We start from the raw sequence: 18,946 nt of genomic DNA, 5'->3' as shown, positions 1-18,946 counted from the left end.
ACTATGGAAGCATTGACGCAGCGCCTGGGCGGACGACTTGGACGGCACATGGATGTGCTGCTGGCCTTTGCCGTCGTGGGGATCATCAGTATCATTCTGCTCCCGGTACCGCCGGGGGTGCTGGACTTTCTGCTGGTCATCAACATTTCACTTTCCGTAACCGTGCTTCTGCTGACCCTATTTACGAAAGATGTTCTGGAGTTTTCAGCGTTTCCCACCCTGCTGCTCTTACTGACGCTGTTCAGGCTTGGCCTCAACCTCTCAAGCACCAAGCTGATCCTGGGTCAAGGTGACGCGGGACAGGTCATACAGGCCTTCGCGGGCTTTGTCACCGGTGACAGCTATATTGTGGGCGCGGTGGTCTTTGTCATTATCATCATCATCCAGCTGGTGGTCATCACCAGCGGTGCTACCCGAGTCGCGGAAGTAGGCGCCAGGTTTACCCTGGATGCTATGCCAGGCAATCAGATGGCCATTGACGCGGACCTGAACGCCGGCATGATCCAGGAAGAGGAAGCCAGAAAACGGCGGCTCAACCTCCAGAGAGAAGCGGACTTTTACGGGGCTATGGACGGTTCTTCCAAGTTTGTCAAAGGGGACGCCATGGCCGGCATCATTATCACGCTGATCAATTTGGTGGGTGGTGTGGCGATCTTTGTCGGACAGAAGGGACTGCCCTTTGGAGAAGCCATAGACCGTTTCGGGCGGCTGACCATAGGGGACGGTCTCGTCTCTCAGGTACCGGCAGTGCTGGTGTCCGTGGCGGCGGGCATCCTGGTCACCCGGTCTGCCAGCATAGACGGGCTGGGTGACGACCTCGGCCGTCAGCTCTTTTCGAAGTCCAAAGTCCTGCTGGTGGCAGCGGCAGTCCTGTTTGCCTTTGGCTTGGTCCCTGCGTTTCCAACATTGCCGTTTTTTATCATGGCAGGTCTCAGCGCGCTCACAGGCTGGCAGCTGATGAAAAGTGACGATGGGACTGCGGCAGCACTGGCCTCAGAGGCGGCGGCAGCTTCACAGACCCCGTCACAGCCGGCTATGGATACGCAGGTGACAGCGAAGCAAAAAGACCTGCTGGCCATTGAAATAGGCTATGGCCTGCTGCCTCTGGTGGATACCACGACTGAGGGCGGCGACCTCCTTGAACGCATACTGATGGTGCGCAGGCAGTGCGCGGCGGAAATGGGCTTTGTGGTGGCGCCTATACGCATCCGGGATAACTTGATGCTGCATTCAAGTGCCTATCAGATCCTCCTCAGAGGAAGTGTCATTGCCGAAGGGGAGATCTACCCCAATCGCTTTATGGTGATGGATCCAGGGAATGGCACGTTTATGGTGGATGGCATTGAGACGGTGGAGCCTACCTTTGGCATCAAAGCTCTGTGGATTGAAGCCTCTGAGAAGACCAGCGCCGAGCTCCACGGCTACACCGTCGTGGATCCCACTACGGTGATGGTCACGCATTTGAAAGAAACGGTCATGACCCATGCCGACGAGCTCATAGGCCGTCAGGAAGTCCAAAAGCTGCTGGAAGAGGTCAGGGAGCAGTACAGCGTCGTCATTGATGAGCTGATTCCGGCAGTCATGACCCTGGGGGAGGTGCAAAAGGTCCTTCAAAGTCTGCTCAGAGAAGGCGTGGCGATCAACGACCTTGGAACGGTGCTCGAAACTTTGGCGGACTACGGCTCTATGACCAAGGACACCGAGGTTTTGACAGAATATGTGCGCCACGGGCAAAGCCGGGCCATCGTTGGAAAATGGCTGGCCTCTGACGGCAAACTGCATGTGATCACCCTGAGTCAACGTCTGGAGGATCTGATTCACAGCCATATCCAAAAATCGCTACAAGGCTCTTTTCCAGCCCTGGCCCCTGAGGTTTCAAATCAGCTCATAGGGGATCTTCAGGCACAGCTGGAGCTGGGGAGTCTGTCTGCGGATCAGGTGGTCATTTTAACATCGCCAAGAATTCGCGCAGCGCTTAAAAATCTTATCTCAGGCAGCCTGCCAAAGGTGCCTGTCCTGTCTCTGGGTGAGATTCATCACAGAGTGGAATTAGTGGCCGTAGGGATGGTGGATCAGCATGATTATTGAAAAATACATTGTACAGGATATGGCGGAAGCTTTTGAGAAAGGCAAGGCCTCCCTTGGGGAGGACGCCATTCTTCTGACGCAGAAGCTGGTCAGGCAAAGGGGCATCAAAGGCTTTTTTGTCCCCAAGCGACTGGAAGTGACCATGGCGGTGGAAAACAGACCCCCACAGCGAGAAGCGCAGAGGCGGCAGCTGCTTCAGCGTCAGGGACAGAAGCAGGATCAAATGTCGCTGAAAGAAGTGCAAAGCATGACAGGTGGCGGCCAGGAAAGTGTTCTGCCTCAAAAGCTCGCGCTGCAGCGGGAAGCTGGAATGGGTGCAGGGACAGATCCGGGAATGGACGCCGGTCTGGTCAAAGAACTCGAAACCATAGAGCATTACAGGCGCTACTGCGTCGTCAACCGATTGGACCAAATGACGGATTCCAAGCTGAAGGAACTGATGGTTAACCACTTCATCCGGGAAATCTTGGAGACTATTGATTATTCCGGTCTGACGGCGTGCACCGCAGTCGCGTTTTTAGGATCCACGGGCGTAGGCAAGACGACGACCATAGCAAAAATTGCGGCCCAGGCCAAGCTGAACGAGCTGAGACGCGTTGGTCTGATCACTATGGATACTTACAGGATTGGCGCGGTGGAGCAGCTGAAGAAATACGCGGACATTATGGATCTGCCCATGATGACGGTCATGACCCCAGCGGAAATGAAGCCGGCTTACCAAAAGCTCAAAAAGAGCTGCGATTTGGTTCTGATCGACACCTTGGGCACAAGCTACCGGAACCAGGCGCAGATTGAGGATATCCGGCGCTATTTGAATGAAATTGAAGACCTCTGCAAGGTGGTGGTTCTGCCAGCGACCCTGGAGCTTGAAATCTTTGAAAAGACCCTGGAGGCCTACCGGGCTTTAGGCATTGACCGGACCATCCTGACAAAGCTGGACGAAATGGACAGCCAGTCCAGGCTGTTCTCCTATGTCCGGCGCCTTGAAGAACCTCTTGCCTATGTCACCACAGGCCAAAATGTCCCGGATGATCTGCTGCGGGCCAGTGCGGGTGCCATCCTGTCCTACCTCCATGAGGAGCGTGATTATGTATGAAGGATCAGGCCCATGAGCTCAAGGAGAGACTGATGAAGCAGGCGCCGAGAGTGTGCGTGTACGCGGTGGTCAGCGGCAAGGGCGGCGTTGGAAAGTCCAATATTACCCTGAATTTGGGGATTGCCCTCCACCAGACCGGTAAACGGGTGCTGCTGATTGATGGGGATCTTGGTATGGCCAATTTGGATATTTTAGCTGGGGTCATCAGCAGAAATACTATGATGGACTATTTTGATGATCGAAGGCGGCTCGAGGAGATTCTCGTGACCTACCGGCCGGGTCTGGAAATATTGCCGGGGGGCAGCGGATTTATGGGTCTTGGGGCTCACGGGGAAGACGAGCTCAAGGAATTTGTCAGCCTTTTAATTGGCTCCGGACGCTACGACTACGTCTTTATAGACGCTGGCGCCGGCATTGACGCCAAATTGCTGTCTTTTATCTCGGTGGCCAATGAGGTGCTGCTGGTGACTGTCCCTGAGCCAACAGCCATGGTGGACGCTTACAGTCTCGTCAAGATCCTTGCGGTCCATGAAATCAAGCCGCGGATCCAGTTGATCGTCAATCAGGTCAGTGGACGCAGGGAAGCCCAGGAGACCTATGACCATCTGAACAAAGTCATAGGGGCTTTTCTGAACATTGAGCTGGAGCTTCTGGGCTACGTCGTTTCGGATGCGAAGGTGAGGGCGGCTGTCAATCAGCAGGTGCCTGTCATGCTGGCTTACCCCAATGCTTTTGCAGCCCGGAACCTCCGTGATATTGGCGAGCGGATGACGAGCGGCTCGGCGCCGGCATCCTATGGAAGCCTGAGCGACGTAGTCCACCGGTTTGTCAGAATTTTTGGGAATTGAGAAGGTGGGCGCGTTGAAAGGAAAAAGGAAACTTAGGCTTAAACTCAATCAGAAGGTTGAATTCATACTGCCGGATCACTCGGTCGCCAGCAGCATGGTTCAGGATCTTTGCGGCCTTGATGCTGAAGGCTTTGATGTAGAAAGCCTGTCAGTTGAACCGGTGAGATTTCGCGTCAGTGTGCCGGTTCAAAACGGCAAAGAGCGTTTGCTGGAGGTTGCAGTGCCACAGGAGGTGCTGATTTATGGGGGGGAACGCATCTACGCCCTGCGGGTGGCGGTGGGCCGGTGCTTTTCGGATGAAGTGCCTCTGTACAGCCTCGAGGTTCTTGGCCTTCTCGGCGAGCTTCAGCGCAGGCAGAATGTGCGGATTGTCGTCAGTCTTCCGGTGCGCTTTCAAGAAGTTTTGAAACAGTCCAGGCTCAGCAGCAAGGATTTCGTCAAGGGCTTGCCGATGGTCGAGGGCTACCTCTCTGACCTCAGTGCCGGCGGCCTGAAGCTCGTCACATCTTCCAAACTGACGAAAGGACAGTCGATTTTACTCAGCTTCCGTTTGGGTGACGAGACACTAAATGTTGCAGGGACCGTTAAGCATCATGCAGCAAGCGAACCACCAGGCGGACAGGCCTACTGTTATGGCATTCAGTTTGAAGCACTGCCGGTCCGGCTGGAAGATAAAATTGCCCGATTTGTATTTGAAAGACTCAGACAGAATCGCAAGCTGGAACTATGAGGAAAGGGGAGCGCGCAGAAAATTGGAAGCCATGAATGATTTACAGCGACAGCAGCTGATTTTAAGCCATCTGCCCCTTGTACATAGAACGGTGAGCAAAATGCATTACAAAGGCACGGCCTTTGAGCGGGAAGATTTGATTCAGGTAGGCGTTATTGGCCTTATGGACGCCATTGACCGCTTTCAGCCCCAGTTGGGCGTACCTTTTGATTATTATGCCGGGATCCGGATCAGGGGCACTATTACGGATACCCTTAGGAAAGCCGGCCATTTGTCCAAAGAAAAGCTGGCGGCCCTGTCCCTCTTTTACCGTGAGAAGGCGGCGCTGGAGCAGCAGCTCATGCGGTCGGTCACTGATGATGAGCTGTTTGACCATCTTGAGATGACGCAGAAAGAACAGAGAGGGATTTTTCAGACGATGGCGGCGTTACCATCGGCATCCCTGGAAGAAATTTTGTTTGATGACGCGTCAAGCTCCAGCCTTCAGGAACGGCTGGTGTCAGAGGATACTGATGGCCCGGAAGAAGCCGTCATGAAAGAGGCGCTCAGCGGAGCGCTGAAGTCCGCGCTGACTGCACTGGAAGAACGGGATCAGCTGCTCCTGCAGCTTTACTATGTCGAAGGCTTGGCTTTCAAAGAAATCGCGGCTGTTTTGGAAGTGTCGGTGCCGAGGGTTTCGCAGCTGCACACGCGGGCTTTGATGGCTCTCAGAGCGGCTTTAGACGGTTGGAGGTAGACTATGTTTTGGTGGATTTTTGGCAGCGGGATAGGTATTGCAGCCCTTGGCGCCTGGAGGATGGCGGCGCAGGGGAAAGCGGCTGATAGTGCTGGTGCGGTGCCGGTTGAGAACGTCTGCGGGAACGAGACGCCGGAGACGCTGGAAAGCATTATGCTCAGGCGTCTGGAACGGCGTATGGCGGGAATGGAAGAAAAGCTGGACGCAGTGATGGCGGCAGTGGGCAGTGGGGCAAACGGTGCGGCTGGCGGTGTAGCTGGGACTGGCGCTGGCAGCGGCAGCAGAGAGCGTGATAAGCCCGTGTCAGATCAATATCTGACTCAGCTGGACCAAATTGTTAAGCTGTCAGAGCGTGGTACGGCGGTGGAAGCCATTGCGAAAAAAATGAACATGCATAAGGGGGAAGTCCAATTACTGCTGAACTTATCAAGAAAATCAAGCTGATCCCCGGACTTCCGGTCCTGACGTTTGGACTGGGCATGATCCTGGGCGCGGTATTAATGAGATAGGGGGACTTTGGCGTGATTCGATCCGTATATCAGACATCCATGAGCATGCTGGTTCAGCAAAAAAAGCAAGAAGCCCACGCCAATAACCTGGCCAACGTGGAGACGGCGGGTTATAAGTCACAGGCGCTGGTGTCCGAAGCGGCTTTTTCTGAGGTGTTTGTCAACCATGCCTCTGGAAATGGGGCAGGGGCGGTGATTCTGGGCAGCATGCCCATGGGCGTTCGCGTCGCGGGCACGGAGACGGACTGGACACAGGGAATGCTGGTTGAGACTGGCAGGGACATGGATCTTGCCCTTGAGGGACCGGGGTTTTTAGCCTTTGAATCCCCTCAGGGGATTGTTTATTCAAGAAATGGCGCGCTTCATCAAAATCAGGCAGGGGAGTGGGTGGATCCGTCCGGCTTTCGACTGATGGCCAGCGCCTCTGAGGGGGATCTTAAAGCTGTCAGGTCCTTGCCAGGTGAAGCTTTGACGTTCAGCGCCTCCGGAGAACTGTTTGGTGAGGATGGCACGGTGCTGGGACATTTGCCGGTTTATGGTGCTTTAGGCGGCGCTGAGGCGGGTCTTGGGGCCGGACTTGAACTTCTGGACGGGGGCTATGTCAGAATTGCGCCGGACGGCCTTATTGAGCTGGAGGGTACGCGCTTGAGGCAGGGGATGATGGAAAGCTCAAATGTCAACAGTACGTCAACCATGATTGACATGATGTCGACAGGGCGGCTGCTGCAGACGCAGCAGAGGGTTTTGAGCACGCTGGACGAAACCTTGAACCGGGCGGTTAACGAAATTGGAAAAGTGTAGGCGTGGCTAAAGGCGTGAAGCACGCCGCATGCAGCATGCCAAGTGAATCGTGAACCGTGAACTGTGCTTGAAGGAAGAAAGGGGAATACGCAGCTTGAATAAGACGCTGGAAATAGGAAGAAGCGGCATGCTGTCCCAGCAAAGCCGCCTGAACAGGATCTCAGGCAATCTTGCGAACGTGGAGACGGCCGGCTATAAGCGGTCTCAAGTCTCGTTCTCCGCTGAGGTGCGTATGGCCATGCAGTCAGATTCTGTCGCGGTGGCAGAGGTCCCGGAAGACCGGCTGAGGGGTGGCGGCGGCGTGCGTGCCCTGCGGGATTTTACAGATCTGAAACAGGGGATGCTCACAGCATCGCCTGACTTTTTTGATTTCGCGATAGAAGGCACCGGTTTTTTTGGTGTGCGAGATGAAGCGGGAGAGCTGTTCCTGACGCGACAGGGTGGCTTCAGCTTACAGGAGGACGGACGGCTGGTGGACGCGTCTGGAAGAATTGCAGAGCTCGCGCTGAAGCCGGGGGCTTCACTGACGCCTGAGACTTTGAAGCTTGAACAGTTGACACTGTCAGGCACTGGTGAACTGATGGAAATGGATCCGTCGACGGGTAAAACCAGAACTTTGGGACAGCTGATCCTCTATGACGCGTCAAACCACGCTCAGGGACTGATAAGCGCGGGAGAGAGCAGCTTCAGGCCACTTGACGAAGGCGCGCTTTATACCAACCTGGAGCAGCCGGGTGCTTTTGGCGCGGTGAAAGCCTCAAGTCTTGAACGCTCCAATGTCAATTTGCTGGAGGAAATGACCCAGCTGTTGATGACCCAGAGGGCTTACCAGCTCAGCGCGAAATCTGTCAGCAGCGGTGATGAGATGATGCAGATGGTGAATGAGATTTTGTAGGCTGGCACGGATGATGGCTGAACGTGACCAACGGAACTCTTTTCACTGGCGTGACGTCTAATGGGTATGAGTAAAACAAACCCACAGAGACTGTCACAAAAGGAGGGGACATCTCATGTTTAAGCCGCTGATCTCTAAATTATTACAACTGACCGCGCTGCTCTTGATCACTGCACTGCTTGCGACGGGCTGCGCGCCGCCAGCACAGGACCTGATGGAAGGCGTTGCGCCAAGCGCGTCCGCCGGAGAGTCTACGAACCAGGAACTGGATCAAGCCATCCTGAAGAGTCTGAACGATTTTACATGGAAGCTCATGAAGGCCGCGCCTCAAGATCAAAGCAACAAAATGCTGTCGCCGGTCTCCGTCTACCTGGCTCTCGCCATGACCTTGAACGGCGCGGATGGCGAGACGCGTGACGCCATGCTCGAGACGCTCTCCGCATCTGATCTGACGCCGGAAGACATCAATACCTTCGCTGGCACCTATCTGAAGCACGTCAGCGCAGACAGCGACGCGTTTACCCTCAGCATAGCCAACAGCGTATGGCTCAGGGAAGGCTTTGAGGCAGATCCGGAGTTCCTTCAGAAGAATGCGGATTATTTTGGCGCCGCGGTTCGAAGTCTTGACTTCAATTCGCCACAAGCCGTCGAGGCCATTAACGGCTGGGTGAGCGAAGCCACCAGGGAGACTATAGACAAAATTGTCGAAGAAATTGATCCAGCCGTGGTCATGTATCTCATCAACGCGATCTATTTCAAGGCAGACTGGGAGACGCAGTTTTCCGCTGAAAATACGTATCCTGAACCTTTCGAGACGCCAGCCGGCAGCAAAGAGGTGGACTTCATGCATAAGCTTATGACGCTTGACGTCGTTCAGGATGGCCTGAGCAAAGGTATTCTGATGCCATACGTCAATCCGCGAATGGCCATGCTGGCGGTGCTTCCAGAGGCGGGCATGACACCGGAGGCCTGGATCCAGTCCATGGACGCAGAAAAATTCAACGCTCTGCTGGGGACAGGGACTTCTAAAGCCATTGACCTGGCATTCCCTAAGTTTGAAGCCCGCTACGAGGACAGTCTGGTCGACGAACTCGAGCAGCTGGGCATGGGTAAGGCTTTCATGCCGGGCGAAGCTGATTTTTCACTGATGCAGCCAAGCCGGGCCAAGGACTTGTTCATCAGCGCGGTGCAGCACAAAACCTTCATCCGCGCGGATGAAAAGGGCACAGAAGCAGCTGCGGTGACTTCAGTTGAGGTTTCTCTGACCTCCATGCCTATGGTTGACGAAGCCCTTCGCTTCGACCGTCCGTTTGTCTATGTGATCCTGGATACGGACACGGGCACGCCGCTCTTCATGGGCGTTATGAATGATCCGGCAGCCTCCTGACTTCTATTTCCTTGACGCGGAAAAGGACGTCTCTTACAATGGTTTCAAGGAGATGAAACCAAATGGGAGACGTCCTTTTTCGTATAAAGAAGCTGCCAAAGAGCGCACTGTGGATTGCTCTGGCACCAGCTTTCTATGGCCTTGGCCACTGGCTGGAGCGCCATCCTGAAATGCTGGAGGCTTACTATGCAGGTTCAATCCAGAAATCCTGGATGCAGCTCATCAGCAGCGCAAGCGGCGTCCTGCCATTTTCGCTTGCTGAGCTGCTGTTCCTGACGCATTTGCTCGCGATCCCTGTCCTGCTCATCATGCTCATAATAAAACTTTTCCGGGGTGGCGCTATTAAGCTGGTGTACCAGATCCTGGCTTACACCGCCATGCTCTATGTCCTCTTCATGCTGGCCTGGGGCCTCAACTACAGCCGCCAGCCCCTTGCAGCCACACTTGGCTATGACGTCAGGCCTTACGCCATAGAAGAGCTCTATGCGCTGTCTGAGCTTCTCATAGACCAGGCCAATCAGCTGAGAGTCTATCAGGCAACAGACCCAAATGGCGTCATGAGGCTCCCGGTGAATACCGCAGACATGTTTTCCAGAACAGCCATTGGCTATCAAGCTATTGAGGCGCTCAACCCAATTTTCCAGGGCATCTGGGGGCCGCCCAAAGCGGTTGTCCTTTCCGAGGCTATGCTCTACACTGGCATCACCGGCGTCTTCATGCCGTTTACCGGTGAAGCCAATATCAACGTCCGGGTGCCGGATCTTCTGCTGCCTGCCATTGCCATGCACGAAAAAGCCCACCAAATGGGGATTGCCCGAGAGGATGAGGCGAATTACGCCGCCTATCTTGCCTGCATGAGCCATCCCGACCTGGATTTTCAGTATTCGGGGACGGTGCTCGCGCTGATCCACACCACCAACGCCCTGTACCGGGAGGCGCCGGAGCTGTATTTTGAGCTGCGCGCCCGCTATTCGGAAGACCTGAAAAGGGACCTGGCCGCCTATAGTGCTTTTTGGAAGCCTTACCAAGGCAAAGTTAACGATACCGCGGATCAGATCAACGATACTTATTTGAAAACAAATAGGCAGCAGGACGGCGTCAAGAGCTACGGCCGCATGGTGGACCTGCTGCTGGCAGATTTTCTGTCCACGGGCAGCATAGCGGCAGCGGCTGCACCGGACGCAGAAGCGGAGGCCGGGATGGACGCTGCAACTGAAGGCGTTTCAGACAGCTGAACCAGAGATTTGTAAGCAGCCCTGGCACCCATTTGGGCACCCGCCTGACTCATCTGACTAAATAAGCCAACCGCCTGAAGAATTTGCCGATGGTATTAAAAGACACACCCAGGCACACGCGCTCCGTCAGTTTGCCAAACTTCCTGTAAAACAAGTTGAACGCCAAATAGGCAATCCATTGTCTTTTGTGCCTCGGCAGCCGCTTAAAGATATTCCTGAAGCTGTAGATCTCCTCGTAAAGGCTGAGATACCCGCCGTACAGCGCCTCCGCCGTCATGCCCCTTGGCCTGAAGACCACATGGGCCGTATTGTAGCGGGACAAATTGAAGTCCGTAATCCGGCCTTCGTTCAAAAATCTTTCGTAGAGCTTAGTACCGGGATAAGGCGTCAGGATGTGGGACGTGACGGTTTCAATTTTGTTGTCCACGATCCATTTCAAGGTGTTGTCAAAAACCGCAGGGTCATCTTCATCCAGGCCAAAGACAAAGCTGGCGTTGACCATGATACCACGGTCGTGAAGGGCCCTCACCAAACGGTCGTATTTTGAGACGCAGTTCTGGGTTTTGTGGACACTGTTGATAGAGGCGCTGTTGAGACTCTCGAAGCCAATGAAAAGACTTTGGCAGCCCGTTTCCTTCATTAAATCCAGCAGCGCCGCCATGTCTACAATATTGGAGGAGACCGCCGCGCTCCACTTGAGCTTCAGGGGTTTAATGGCTTCGAGAAATCGTTTCGTCCAGTCCGGGTCGCCAATAAAGTTGTCGTCAATGAACATGACATGCCTGGTCCTCAGGGCGCGGATACTTTCCAGGACATCCTCGACAGGCCTGGTGATAAAGACCTTCTGAGCATTTTCGCAGCTGTTGTAGCAGAAATCGCATTTGAATGGGCAGCCCCGGCTGGCGCTGATAATGTTGGTATAGAGGTATTTGCCGGCATCAATGCTGCCATAGCTTGGCGGCGCGATTTCACTGCCGGTCATGTGGTCCATGTCCCGGTAGATACTGCGCAGCGTATTGTTTTCAGAGTCCTTCAGCATCCGGGGCCAGACCCGCTCCGCCATGCCCACGCAGATGGCGTCGAAGTGCTCGAGGGCGCCCGCTGGATCTGCCGTAATGTGAATTCCGCCGGCGATGACTTTTGTGCCTTGGGCCCGGAAGAACTTTGAAATTTCAACAGCTCTGTCCATGACATCCACGGTGACGGTGATTGCCACCAAGTCCACGGCGTCGCTGAAATTGATGGCTTCGACATTTTCGTTTTCAATGATGACCTCGTGGGTCGCGGGTGTCAGCGCCGCCAGGGTCAGGAGGGCCAGGGAAGGCGCCATTCTCGTCTTCAGCTGGGTGTCCATGGGCCTTGGCAGCATGGCGGGTTGAATCAGTTTGATTTTCATGGCGCGCCTCCTCTCTTGGCCCAAATCCAGGGCTTTTGCCGATGGTTACGTCTCCCCACCATCGGCAGCCCCCGCACTGTACTCAAGAATATCCCCGGGCTGGCAGTCCAGCGCCCTGCAGATGGCCTCCAGCGTGGAAAAACGGATGGCCTTTGCCTTGCCGTTCTTCAGAATGGAAAGGTTGGCCATGGTGATGCCGACTTTTTCCGTCAGCTCGGTCACACTCATCTTTCGCTTTGCCAGCATGACGTCAATATTAACAATAATAGCCATATTCTCCACCTCACACGGTCAAGTCAATTTCTTCTTTGAGGGCAATGGCGTCCTGCAGCAGCCTCTGGAGCACCGCCGCGAAAACGCCGACAACGGAAGAGGCAAAGATAAAGATCAGCGGCAGCCCCATGAGCCCAGGTGCGTCGTCCGCGTCCGCTATGGGCACAATCAAAGGGATCAGCGCCACATAGATGACGCTGATAGCAAAAGCGCAGAGCTTGATGTGTTTCAGGACGTTTACGGATAGTTCTGAGAAGGCTTTGTTCTTTTCAATGTAGCTCAGCAGCTTCATGGCTTTATACAGAATGGTAAAGAATAGAGCTGCGGACGCGTAGACACCAAGGGTCACCGGCACGTGCAGATAGTCCACTGCATTTGGCAGCCAGAACACGCAGATGGCAAGGACAGGCAGGCCAATCAGGATGACGGCGATCCTGAGATATAGGGTTGAATAACGTTTCATGAAAGTCACCTCACTGGGGTTTTATAGTTTTATTGTAGCAGAGATTTATCGAATAACAATATATAAATATTGAAAAAAGTAAAATATTTAATAATAAACAATGAAAAATGGGCGTTTGGTTGGGGACAGTCCCCAACCAAACGCCCATTTTGATCAAGTCAATGTTCGACTATTTCTATTCAATGGTATGATACTATTTATTTGCGCTTCCTAAAGGAATTATCGCCACAACTGTCGAATAAAACCATTCTAAACATTATTGACGACAGCTGCTTTTGGACTCTATGCTGATCATGCTTTCAAGGAGGAATCGCCATGCCGCGTTCCGATGGCCGCCACATCAAAAATCTCAGCCCTTTCGTAAAAATTATGCCTTACATCATGGAGCGCAGAAGTGACGCCTTGATTCATCATCATCAAACTGTGATTGTGGATCATATTGATGCCTACATACATGCCAAGCGCGAAAGCGGCATTAAGATGAATTACATGCACGTTTTTATTGCGGTATTTGTCAGAGTGCTGGCACAGCGCCCCCAGATCAACCGGTTCGTCATGAACGGCCGCTACTATGCCAGGAATCATATAGCCATTTCCATGGCCATCAAGCGCTCGCTTCATGATGACGGGGAAGAGACCACCATTAAATTTATGTTCACCGGCAAAGAATCCATCTTTGAAGTCGCTCAAACTGTGGATGCGGTGATCCATGAAAATATTGGAGAAAATACGCAAAATGAGACAGACCAGCTGGCGGCCAAGTTTATGTCACTGCCTGGGCCTTTTGTAAAAGCCGCGGTTAGAACCGTAAAATGGCTCGACCGCCACAACCATATGCCTGCAGGGATCATAAAGGCCAGCCCCTTTCACACGAGTCTGTTCTTCACCTATCTAAAGTCGATCAAGCTCGACTACATCTATCATCATCTCTATGATTTTGGTACCACGGGCGTTTTCGTCGCTTTAGGCAAAGTTAAGAAAATGCCAGTGGCAGAGAACGGCTCAGTGGTCGAGAAAGCGGTCTGTGATATTGGCTACGTCCTGGATGAGCGTTTGTGCGACGGCCTTTATTTTGCCAACACGTTGAAGCTTGCTAAAAAGTACCTCGAAGATCTGACGCTGCTCGAAACCTCGCTGGATGCTATTGTGGAAGATGTGGACTGAAGCAGCTTAAACTTCATGATGAAAAAAGACCATCGGCAAAATTCTCCCTGAGCTTCAATTTCCAGTGAAGCCAAAGGGCGTTTTTTACCAATGGTCTTTTCATTTCCAACATTCATTCAGTGGGGGACAGGGGCGCGCGGTTGGGGACAGGCACGCGCCACGCGTGCCTGTCCCCAACCATGCGCCCCTGTCCCCAACCAAACAATGGTTTATAGTACCGGGGGTTTTCTGATCCTTGTCTCCTGTTCAAAGGCGTACGAGGCCTCAATCAAGACGCTTTCGCACCATGGCCGCCCCAGGAGCTCCATGCCAACCGGAACGCCAATGGGCGCCGTCTCAGTGGGCTCTGAAAAGCCCGCGGGCACCACAATGGAAGGGAAGCCCGTCACAGCACCAAGTACGCCGTTGCGGTCCACCTGGGAACCGCCCACAGGCACAACAAGTCGTTTCTGGTGAGGAAAGACCAACAGGTCCAGTCCCCGCTCAGCCATGAGGACCATCAGATCCTCCCGCAGCTGCTTTTGAAGCAACAGCCGCTGTTGATAGGCCTCGCTGTCCGTATCAAGGCTGGCGGCCGTCTTCAAATTTTCCTCAATGCCAGGGTGATACAGTCCGCTGGCCAGCAGTGCCTCAAGGCAGTGGTACGGTACCTTGTCGCCAAGGCTTTCAAGGTAGCCCCCCAGATCCCGCTTCAAATCATAAAGGTGAACACTGACCTCTGAGATCAGACGCCCGGAGTCCAGCTGCGCGGCAAGACCATCAGTGAGGTCTACAAGCTGCGCCCCGCCGGCTTCGAGGGCCTTCAGCGCCTGAGCCATGACACGATTCACCGGTTCGTGCACCGCATCCTTGCCAAAGAAGCTTCTCAAAACCCCTATGTTCTTACCCGTCAGCCCGTCTGGCTTTAGAAATGCGGTATAGGTCTCCGGCAAATGCCCAACTGACCAGGCCGTCAGGGGATCCAGCGGATCGTAGCCCACCAAGGCATCCAGGGTTTTCACAGCGTCCTCAACCGTCCGGGTTATAGGCCCTGCGGTGTCCTGAGTCAGCGAATAGGGCACGATACCGCTGCGGCTGATCAGGCCCAGGGTCGGCCTGAGCCCCACCAGGCAGCATGCGCTGGCCGGAGAACGCACCGAATTTACTGTATCTGTCCCTATCCCAATGACGCCGAAGTCCGCTGCAATCCCTGCGCCCGTGCCGCCGCTGGAGCCCCCGGGCGTCCGCGTCAAGTCGTAAGGGTTCAGGGTCTGTCCCAGCACCGAGCTCACCGTCTCCCCCCACACCGCAAATTCATGAAGGTTCATCTTGGCGAGGATCACAGCACCTGCCGCCTGCAGCCGCTTCACGATCCATCCGTCTTCGTCAGGGGTTACCTGTGCCAGTGCTGACGACCCTGCTGTGGTTGGCATGAAGCTCGTGTCCACATTATCCTTAAGCAACACGGGAATCCCATGGAGAGGCCCTGTCAAACCGGAGCGACCAAACGCTTCGTCCAGTGCCCGGGCCTGTTCAAGCGCATATGGGTTCACCCGAATGACCGCATTCAGTTGCTGGTCATAGCGCTCAATCCGCGCGAGGTACCTTTGGACCAGGTCCGCACAAGTCAGCTCTCCCCGCTTCATAGCCTCATGAAGATTGCCGATGGTCGCTTCCAAAAACACCTTTTCATTCATCAAAACCACCATGCCTCCTATTCCAATTTGCTATTTCCATTATACACCTTTGTAAATGGATTCAACCGTTGCCAGGCGACAATCCCAGGCGCAAAAATGAGGCAATTTTTGAAATAGGCTAACAACTGCAGTGAAAAAAATGGTATATTATTGTGACGCGGCAAAATGTAACGTAATGTTACGAAAGTATAGATTTCGGGAGGCACGTTATGCAAAAAGAAGTTTTAAAGGGGAGCATCCTCTTTGGACCGGTACCGGTGGCGCTTGTGACGACCATCGGCAAAGACGGGGTTCCTAATGTGTTTACCGTGGGCTGGATTGGCGTGGCGTGCACCAAACCGCCCATGCTGTCCATAGCGGTGCGAAAGGAACGGGTTTCCCACGAGAACCTGACGCTGCACCCGGAGTGCGTGGTCAACCTGCCAACCCGGGACATGGTGCAGGACGTGGACTTCTGCGGGTGTCGCAGCGCGTCTCAGGTCGACAAAATTGCCCACTGCGGCTTTGAGCTTGAGCCGGGTACAGCGGTCAGCGTACCGTCGATCAAGGCTTGTCCCATAGCGCTGGAGTGCGTGGTGCGCAGCGTGACGCCGCTGGGGACCCATGACCTCTTTCTGGTCGAAGTGCTGAGCAACAAGGTGGACTCCAGCCTGATGGACAAAGACGGCAAGATCCACATGGAGAAGGGTAGTCCCATCACTTATCTCCACGGGACTTATTACGGTCTGGGCGGAAAGTCCATAGGCACCTTTGGGTTCTCTGTCGCCAGAAGGAAAGCGGCAAAGGCAAAGGTCAGCCATCTTCTGAAATCCTCCGGCGGAAAGCCCAAAAATAAGAAAGGCAGGTAATCCCATGCAAACCTGGTTGCTATATTTGACCTCGATAGGCCTTTTGGCGCTGTCCTGGCAGAAAGACAAAAAGAAAACCAAAATGGCGCTCAAAAAAGCCATGAAATCCTTTGACAACATTTTGCCCCAGATCCTGGGGGTTATAACTTTGGTGGGCGTTATGCTGGCAATTCTGAATCCTGACGTCATCAGCCGGCTTATAGGTGGAGATTCCGGATGGCTGGGCGTCATGGCCGCAGCGCTGGTGGGCGGCATCACGCTGATTCCGGGCTTTATTGCGTTCCCAACAGCAGCAATGCTCCTGGAGCGCGGTGCCGGCTACATGCAGATCGCGGCTTTCATTTCATCGCTGATGATGGTAGGGGTCATGACGTTCTCGATTGAAAGCAAATATTTCAGCAAAAAAGCGGCTTTAATCCGGAACATGTCTGCCTTTGTCTTTTCATTTCTGGTGGCGGTCGTCATAGGAAAGGTCATGGGTGAATTTTAGATGGAAGATCAAATGAAAAACAAGCAGAACCAGACGCCTGATCAGCAGGGGGCGCAGGGCATGGAACAAAAAATGAAGCAGGGTCCTGGTTCGAAAAAGCAGGAGCCCTTGCTTAAAAGATACAGATTCTTTCTTGTGACTGCAGCGCTGCTCATAACACTGAACCTCATCAATCCGGCTCAGGGTGAAGTCGCGGCGGTCATTACCGGAAAGAGTCTTATTGAGATGCTGACCATTATTCCGCCAATATTCCTCCTTTTAGGCCTTTTGGATGTCTGGGTGCCAAGGGAAATGCTGATTCGCCACATGGGGCCCGGCTCGGGCATCAGGGGTGTGTTCCTTGGGATCCTGATTGGTTCCGCGGCGGCAGGGCCATTGTATGGCGCGTTCCCGGTTGCGGCGGTCCTGATGAAAAAGGGGGCCAGCTTTAAGAATGTAATGATCTTTTTGGGTGCCTGGTCGACAACCAAGATCCCAATGGTGCTCTTTGAAGTCACCTCTCTTGGCGCTAAATTCGCTTTGACGCGCTTGGTCGCCAGCCTGGTGGGCATTTTCATCATCACGGCGGTGGTCGACCGTATGCTGAGTGCAGAAGAGAAGTTTGGGATCTACGAAAAGGCGGCGGAGTTATAACGGCGCCAAGGCATATCGAGAGAAGTTCGAGGGAATTTCGAAATATTTTCGGGATATTTTCGAAAACAAAATAAACAAAATTCAAATTAACTGAAAATTATAGAAAAGCGGTTGACGCTGAGCGACCTGATGTGCTAAGATTCATTTCAACCAAATAGCGAGACACTCTTATCAAGAGCGGCGGAGGGACAGGCCCTGTGAAGCCCGGCAACCAGCAGACATGTATGGTGCTAATTCCTGCAGCGCGGATTATGCGCGCTGACAGATGAGTGAGGAACCGACTTTTAAATTATCGACCTCTTTCATCAAAGGGGTCTTTTTATTTGGAAAAAACAAAAAGAGGAGTAGTGCACATGTCAGACACAGCTTACAGATTCGAAACCCTTCAGATCCACGCAGGACAGGAACCGGACCCAACGACGGGCGCCCGGGCCGTACCTATTTACCAGACATCCTCTTACGTCTTCAGGGACGTGAATCACGCAGCAGATCTCTTTGCTTTGAAGGAACCAGGCAACATCTATACGCGCATTATGAACCCAACGACAGATGTCCTCGAAAAGCGGATCGCTGCCCTTGAGGGCGGCGTAGGTGCCCTCGCTGTCGCTTCAGGCTCCGCGGCGGTGACCTATGCCATCATGAACATAGCCCAGTCAGGGGATGAGATCGTTTCAGCGGCGACGCTCTACGGCGGCACCTATAACCTTTTCAAGCTGACCTTCCCAAAATACGGCATAGTAACGCGGTTTGTGCAGCCTGATAACCCGGAAAATTTCAGGGCGGCGATCAACGAGAAGACCAAAGCGATTTATATTGAGTCCATCGGTAATCCCGGGATCAATCTGATCGACTTCGAAGCGGTTGCCAAGATCGCCCACGAGCACGGTTTGCCGCTGATTGTGGACAACACCTTTGCGACACCTTATCTTTTCAGGCCATTTGATCATGGGGCAGACATCATTGTTCATTCGGCGACGAAATTTATTGGGGGTCATGGGACGACGATTGGCGGACTTATTGTGGACTCAGGGAAATTCGACTGGGCAGCTTCCGGAAAGTTTCCGGGCATGACAGAGCCGGATCCAAGCTACAACGGGATTCGCTATGCTCAGGACGTGGGCGCTGCAGCATTTATTGTAAAAGCCAGAGTGCAGCTGCTTCGTGATACAGGAGCTTGCATCAGTCCTTTTAACGCTTTCATGCTGATTCAGGGCTTGGAGACGCTCTCTTTACGCGTGGAGCGCCATGTTGAAAATGCCAGGAAGATTGCCAATTTCCTTGAAAAGCATCCATTGGTGAGCTGGGTCAGCCACCCGGATCTGGAGAGCAGTCCCTATCATGAACTGGCGAAAAAGTATTTTCCAAGGGGCTGTGGCTCGATCTTCACATTCGCTATCAAGGGTGGCCTGGATGCGGGCGTCACCTTCATTGAAAGCCTGAAGCTGTTCTCACTGCTTGCAAACGTCGCAGACGCCAAGTCGCTGATTATCCATCCAGCCAGCACAACCCATGCGCAGCTCGACCCTGAATCTCAAAAGGCAGCTGGTGTCACGCCGGATCTGTTCAGAATTTCCATTGGTATAGAGAACGCCGAGGATTTGATTGAAGATCTGGATCAGGCGCTCAAAGCAGCTGTAAAAAGCGCCGAATAGAAACTGCCGTAAAGAATTTAAGGAGT

Annotated in this window: 19 protein-coding genes and 1 riboswitch; of the genes, 15 read left to right on the top strand and 4 right to left on the bottom strand. The window is 53.7% G+C overall.

Translation table 11 applies throughout. The features are described 5' to 3' along the window. The first annotated feature begins 3 nt into the window (after positions 1-3). The 10 genes from flhA (at position 4) to BLP63_RS04615 (ending at position 10,325) form a co-directional block, all read left to right on the top strand. Positions 4-2,088: a flagellar biosynthesis protein FlhA gene (gene flhA / locus BLP63_RS04660; RefSeq protein ID WP_092589727.1), complete on the top strand. Its 2,085-nt coding sequence runs from the start codon at positions 4-6 to the stop codon at positions 2,086-2,088. Continuing rightward, positions 2,078-3,184: a flagellar biosynthesis protein FlhF gene (locus BLP63_RS04655; protein ID WP_092589726.1), complete on the top strand. Its 1,107-nt coding sequence runs from the start codon at positions 2,078-2,080 to the stop codon at positions 3,182-3,184. The genes flhA and BLP63_RS04655 overlap by 11 nt, the downstream gene beginning before the upstream one ends. After that, on the top strand, positions 3,181-4,032 hold the full coding sequence (locus BLP63_RS04650) for a MinD/ParA family protein (protein WP_092589725.1): 852 nt from the start codon (positions 3,181-3,183) through the stop codon (positions 4,030-4,032). The genes BLP63_RS04655 and BLP63_RS04650 overlap by 4 nt, the downstream gene beginning before the upstream one ends. A gap of 13 nt (positions 4,033-4,045) precedes the next feature. Continuing rightward, complete coding sequence (locus tag BLP63_RS04645; protein ID WP_092589724.1) at positions 4,046-4,762, top strand: flagellar brake protein; 717 nt, start codon at positions 4,046-4,048, stop codon at positions 4,760-4,762. Positions 4,763-4,793: 31 nt separating this feature from the next. After that, positions 4,794-5,498 carry a sigma-70 family RNA polymerase sigma factor gene (locus BLP63_RS04640; protein WP_242870800.1) on the top strand — a complete coding sequence of 235 codons (705 nt, stop codon included), beginning with the start codon at positions 4,794-4,796 and terminating at the stop codon, positions 5,496-5,498. Positions 5,499-5,501: 3 nt separating this feature from the next. Beyond that, positions 5,502-5,942, top strand: coding sequence for a hypothetical protein (locus BLP63_RS04635; RefSeq protein WP_092589722.1), 441 nt, complete (start codon positions 5,502-5,504; stop codon positions 5,940-5,942). Between the two features lie 77 nt (positions 5,943-6,019). Next, entirely contained in the window at positions 6,020-6,808 is a 789-nt protein-coding gene (locus BLP63_RS04630) for a flagellar hook-basal body protein (protein ID WP_092589721.1), read from the top strand. A 94-nt stretch (positions 6,809-6,902) separates the two neighbouring features. Then, the gene (locus BLP63_RS04625; protein ID WP_092589720.1) at positions 6,903-7,703 is read left to right on the top strand and encodes a flagellar hook-basal body protein; all 801 of its coding nucleotides are present in this window, start codon (positions 6,903-6,905) and stop codon (positions 7,701-7,703) included. Between the two features lie 115 nt (positions 7,704-7,818). After that, positions 7,819-9,090: a serpin family protein gene (locus BLP63_RS04620; RefSeq protein ID WP_092589719.1), complete on the top strand. Its 1,272-nt coding sequence runs from the start codon at positions 7,819-7,821 to the stop codon at positions 9,088-9,090. A gap of 62 nt (positions 9,091-9,152) precedes the next feature. Next, positions 9,153-10,325: a DUF3810 domain-containing protein gene (locus BLP63_RS04615; RefSeq protein WP_092589718.1), complete on the top strand. Its 1,173-nt coding sequence runs from the start codon at positions 9,153-9,155 to the stop codon at positions 10,323-10,325. Between the two features lie 49 nt (positions 10,326-10,374). Here BLP63_RS04615 and BLP63_RS04610 read toward each other — a convergent pair whose 3' ends face one another. The 3 genes from BLP63_RS04610 to BLP63_RS04600 are packed head-to-tail and all read right to left on the bottom strand — an operon-like array spanning position 10,375 to position 12,457. Next, the gene (locus tag BLP63_RS04610) at positions 10,375-11,721 is read right to left on the bottom strand and encodes a B12-binding domain-containing radical SAM protein (RefSeq protein ID WP_092589717.1); all 1,347 of its coding nucleotides are present in this window, start codon (positions 11,719-11,721) and stop codon (positions 10,375-10,377) included. Positions 11,722-11,766: 45 nt separating this feature from the next. Continuing rightward, the gene (locus BLP63_RS04605; protein ID WP_092589716.1) at positions 11,767-11,994 is read right to left on the bottom strand and encodes a helix-turn-helix domain-containing protein; all 228 of its coding nucleotides are present in this window, start codon (positions 11,992-11,994) and stop codon (positions 11,767-11,769) included. 10 nt (positions 11,995-12,004) lie between these two features. Continuing rightward, a complete protein-coding gene (locus BLP63_RS04600) occupies positions 12,005-12,457 on the bottom strand; it encodes a DUF2975 domain-containing protein (RefSeq protein WP_092589715.1) in 453 nt (150 codons plus the stop codon). 315 nt (positions 12,458-12,772) lie between these two features. On the opposite strand from BLP63_RS04600, the gene BLP63_RS04595 reads away from it, so the two are divergent. Beyond that, positions 12,773-13,621, top strand: coding sequence for a 2-oxo acid dehydrogenase subunit E2 (locus BLP63_RS04595; protein WP_092589714.1), 849 nt, complete (start codon positions 12,773-12,775; stop codon positions 13,619-13,621). A gap of 209 nt (positions 13,622-13,830) precedes the next feature. Here BLP63_RS04595 and BLP63_RS04590 read toward each other — a convergent pair whose 3' ends face one another. Next, entirely contained in the window at positions 13,831-15,297 is a 1,467-nt protein-coding gene (locus BLP63_RS04590; RefSeq protein ID WP_092589842.1) for an amidase family protein, read from the bottom strand. Positions 15,298-15,506: 209 nt separating this feature from the next. Between BLP63_RS04590 and BLP63_RS04585 the strand changes: the two genes are divergently transcribed. The 4 genes from BLP63_RS04585 to BLP63_RS04570 all read left to right on the top strand — a co-directional run bounded on the left by BLP63_RS04585 (position 15,507) and on the right by BLP63_RS04570 (position 18,920). Then, positions 15,507-16,145: a flavin reductase family protein gene (locus BLP63_RS04585; protein WP_092589713.1), complete on the top strand. Its 639-nt coding sequence runs from the start codon at positions 15,507-15,509 to the stop codon at positions 16,143-16,145. Between the two features lie 4 nt (positions 16,146-16,149). Next, entirely contained in the window at positions 16,150-16,635 is a 486-nt protein-coding gene (locus BLP63_RS04580) for a permease (protein ID WP_092589712.1), read from the top strand. Next, positions 16,636-17,268 carry a permease gene (locus BLP63_RS04575; protein WP_242870792.1) on the top strand — a complete coding sequence of 211 codons (633 nt, stop codon included), beginning with the start codon at positions 16,636-16,638 and terminating at the stop codon, positions 17,266-17,268. It abuts the gene before it with no gap. A gap of 165 nt (positions 17,269-17,433) precedes the next feature. After that, positions 17,434-17,540, top strand: a riboswitch (SAM riboswitch). Positions 17,541-17,621: 81 nt separating this feature from the next. After that, positions 17,622-18,920: a homocysteine synthase gene (locus BLP63_RS04570; protein WP_092589711.1), complete on the top strand. Its 1,299-nt coding sequence runs from the start codon at positions 17,622-17,624 to the stop codon at positions 18,918-18,920. Positions 18,921-18,946: the final 26 nt, after the last annotated feature.

The organism is Acidaminobacter hydrogenoformans DSM 2784 (genome assembly GCF_900103005.1).
GTDB lineage: Bacteria > Bacillota > Clostridia > Peptostreptococcales > Acidaminobacteraceae > Acidaminobacter > Acidaminobacter hydrogenoformans.
The sequence above is the reverse complement of the archived record's forward strand: the minus strand, read 5'-3'. Positions and strand labels throughout refer to the sequence as shown.

Coding starts and splice junctions, on each gene's coding strand:
- BLP63_RS04620 (WP_092589719.1), top strand. CDS start 7,819: ATGTTTAAGCCGCTGATCTCTAAATTATTACAACTGACCGCGCTGCTC.
- BLP63_RS04595 (WP_092589714.1), top strand. CDS start 12,773: ATGCCGCGTTCCGATGGCCGCCACATCAAAAATCTCAGCCCTTTCGTA.
- BLP63_RS04600 (WP_092589715.1), bottom strand. CDS start 12,457: ATGAAACGTTATTCAACCCTATATCTCAGGATCGCCGTCATCCTGATT.
- BLP63_RS04640 (WP_242870800.1), top strand. CDS start 4,794: ATGAATGATTTACAGCGACAGCAGCTGATTTTAAGCCATCTGCCCCTT.
- BLP63_RS04615 (WP_092589718.1), top strand. CDS start 9,153: ATGGGAGACGTCCTTTTTCGTATAAAGAAGCTGCCAAAGAGCGCACTG.
- BLP63_RS04575 (WP_242870792.1), top strand. CDS start 16,636: ATGGAAGATCAAATGAAAAACAAGCAGAACCAGACGCCTGATCAGCAG.
- BLP63_RS04570 (WP_092589711.1), top strand. CDS start 17,622: ATGTCAGACACAGCTTACAGATTCGAAACCCTTCAGATCCACGCAGGA.
- BLP63_RS04650 (WP_092589725.1), top strand. CDS start 3,181: ATGAAGGATCAGGCCCATGAGCTCAAGGAGAGACTGATGAAGCAGGCG.
- BLP63_RS04580 (WP_092589712.1), top strand. CDS start 16,150: ATGCAAACCTGGTTGCTATATTTGACCTCGATAGGCCTTTTGGCGCTG.
- BLP63_RS04610 (WP_092589717.1), bottom strand. CDS start 11,721: ATGAAAATCAAACTGATTCAACCCGCCATGCTGCCAAGGCCCATGGAC.
- BLP63_RS04605 (WP_092589716.1), bottom strand. CDS start 11,994: ATGGCTATTATTGTTAATATTGACGTCATGCTGGCAAAGCGAAAGATG.
- BLP63_RS04635 (WP_092589722.1), top strand. CDS start 5,502: ATGTTTTGGTGGATTTTTGGCAGCGGGATAGGTATTGCAGCCCTTGGC.
- BLP63_RS04655 (WP_092589726.1), top strand. CDS start 2,078: ATGATTATTGAAAAATACATTGTACAGGATATGGCGGAAGCTTTTGAG.
- BLP63_RS04585 (WP_092589713.1), top strand. CDS start 15,507: ATGCAAAAAGAAGTTTTAAAGGGGAGCATCCTCTTTGGACCGGTACCG.
- BLP63_RS04590 (WP_092589842.1), bottom strand. CDS start 15,297: ATGAATGAAAAGGTGTTTTTGGAAGCGACCATCGGCAATCTTCATGAG.
- flhA (WP_092589727.1), top strand. CDS start 4: ATGGAAGCATTGACGCAGCGCCTGGGCGGACGACTTGGACGGCACATG.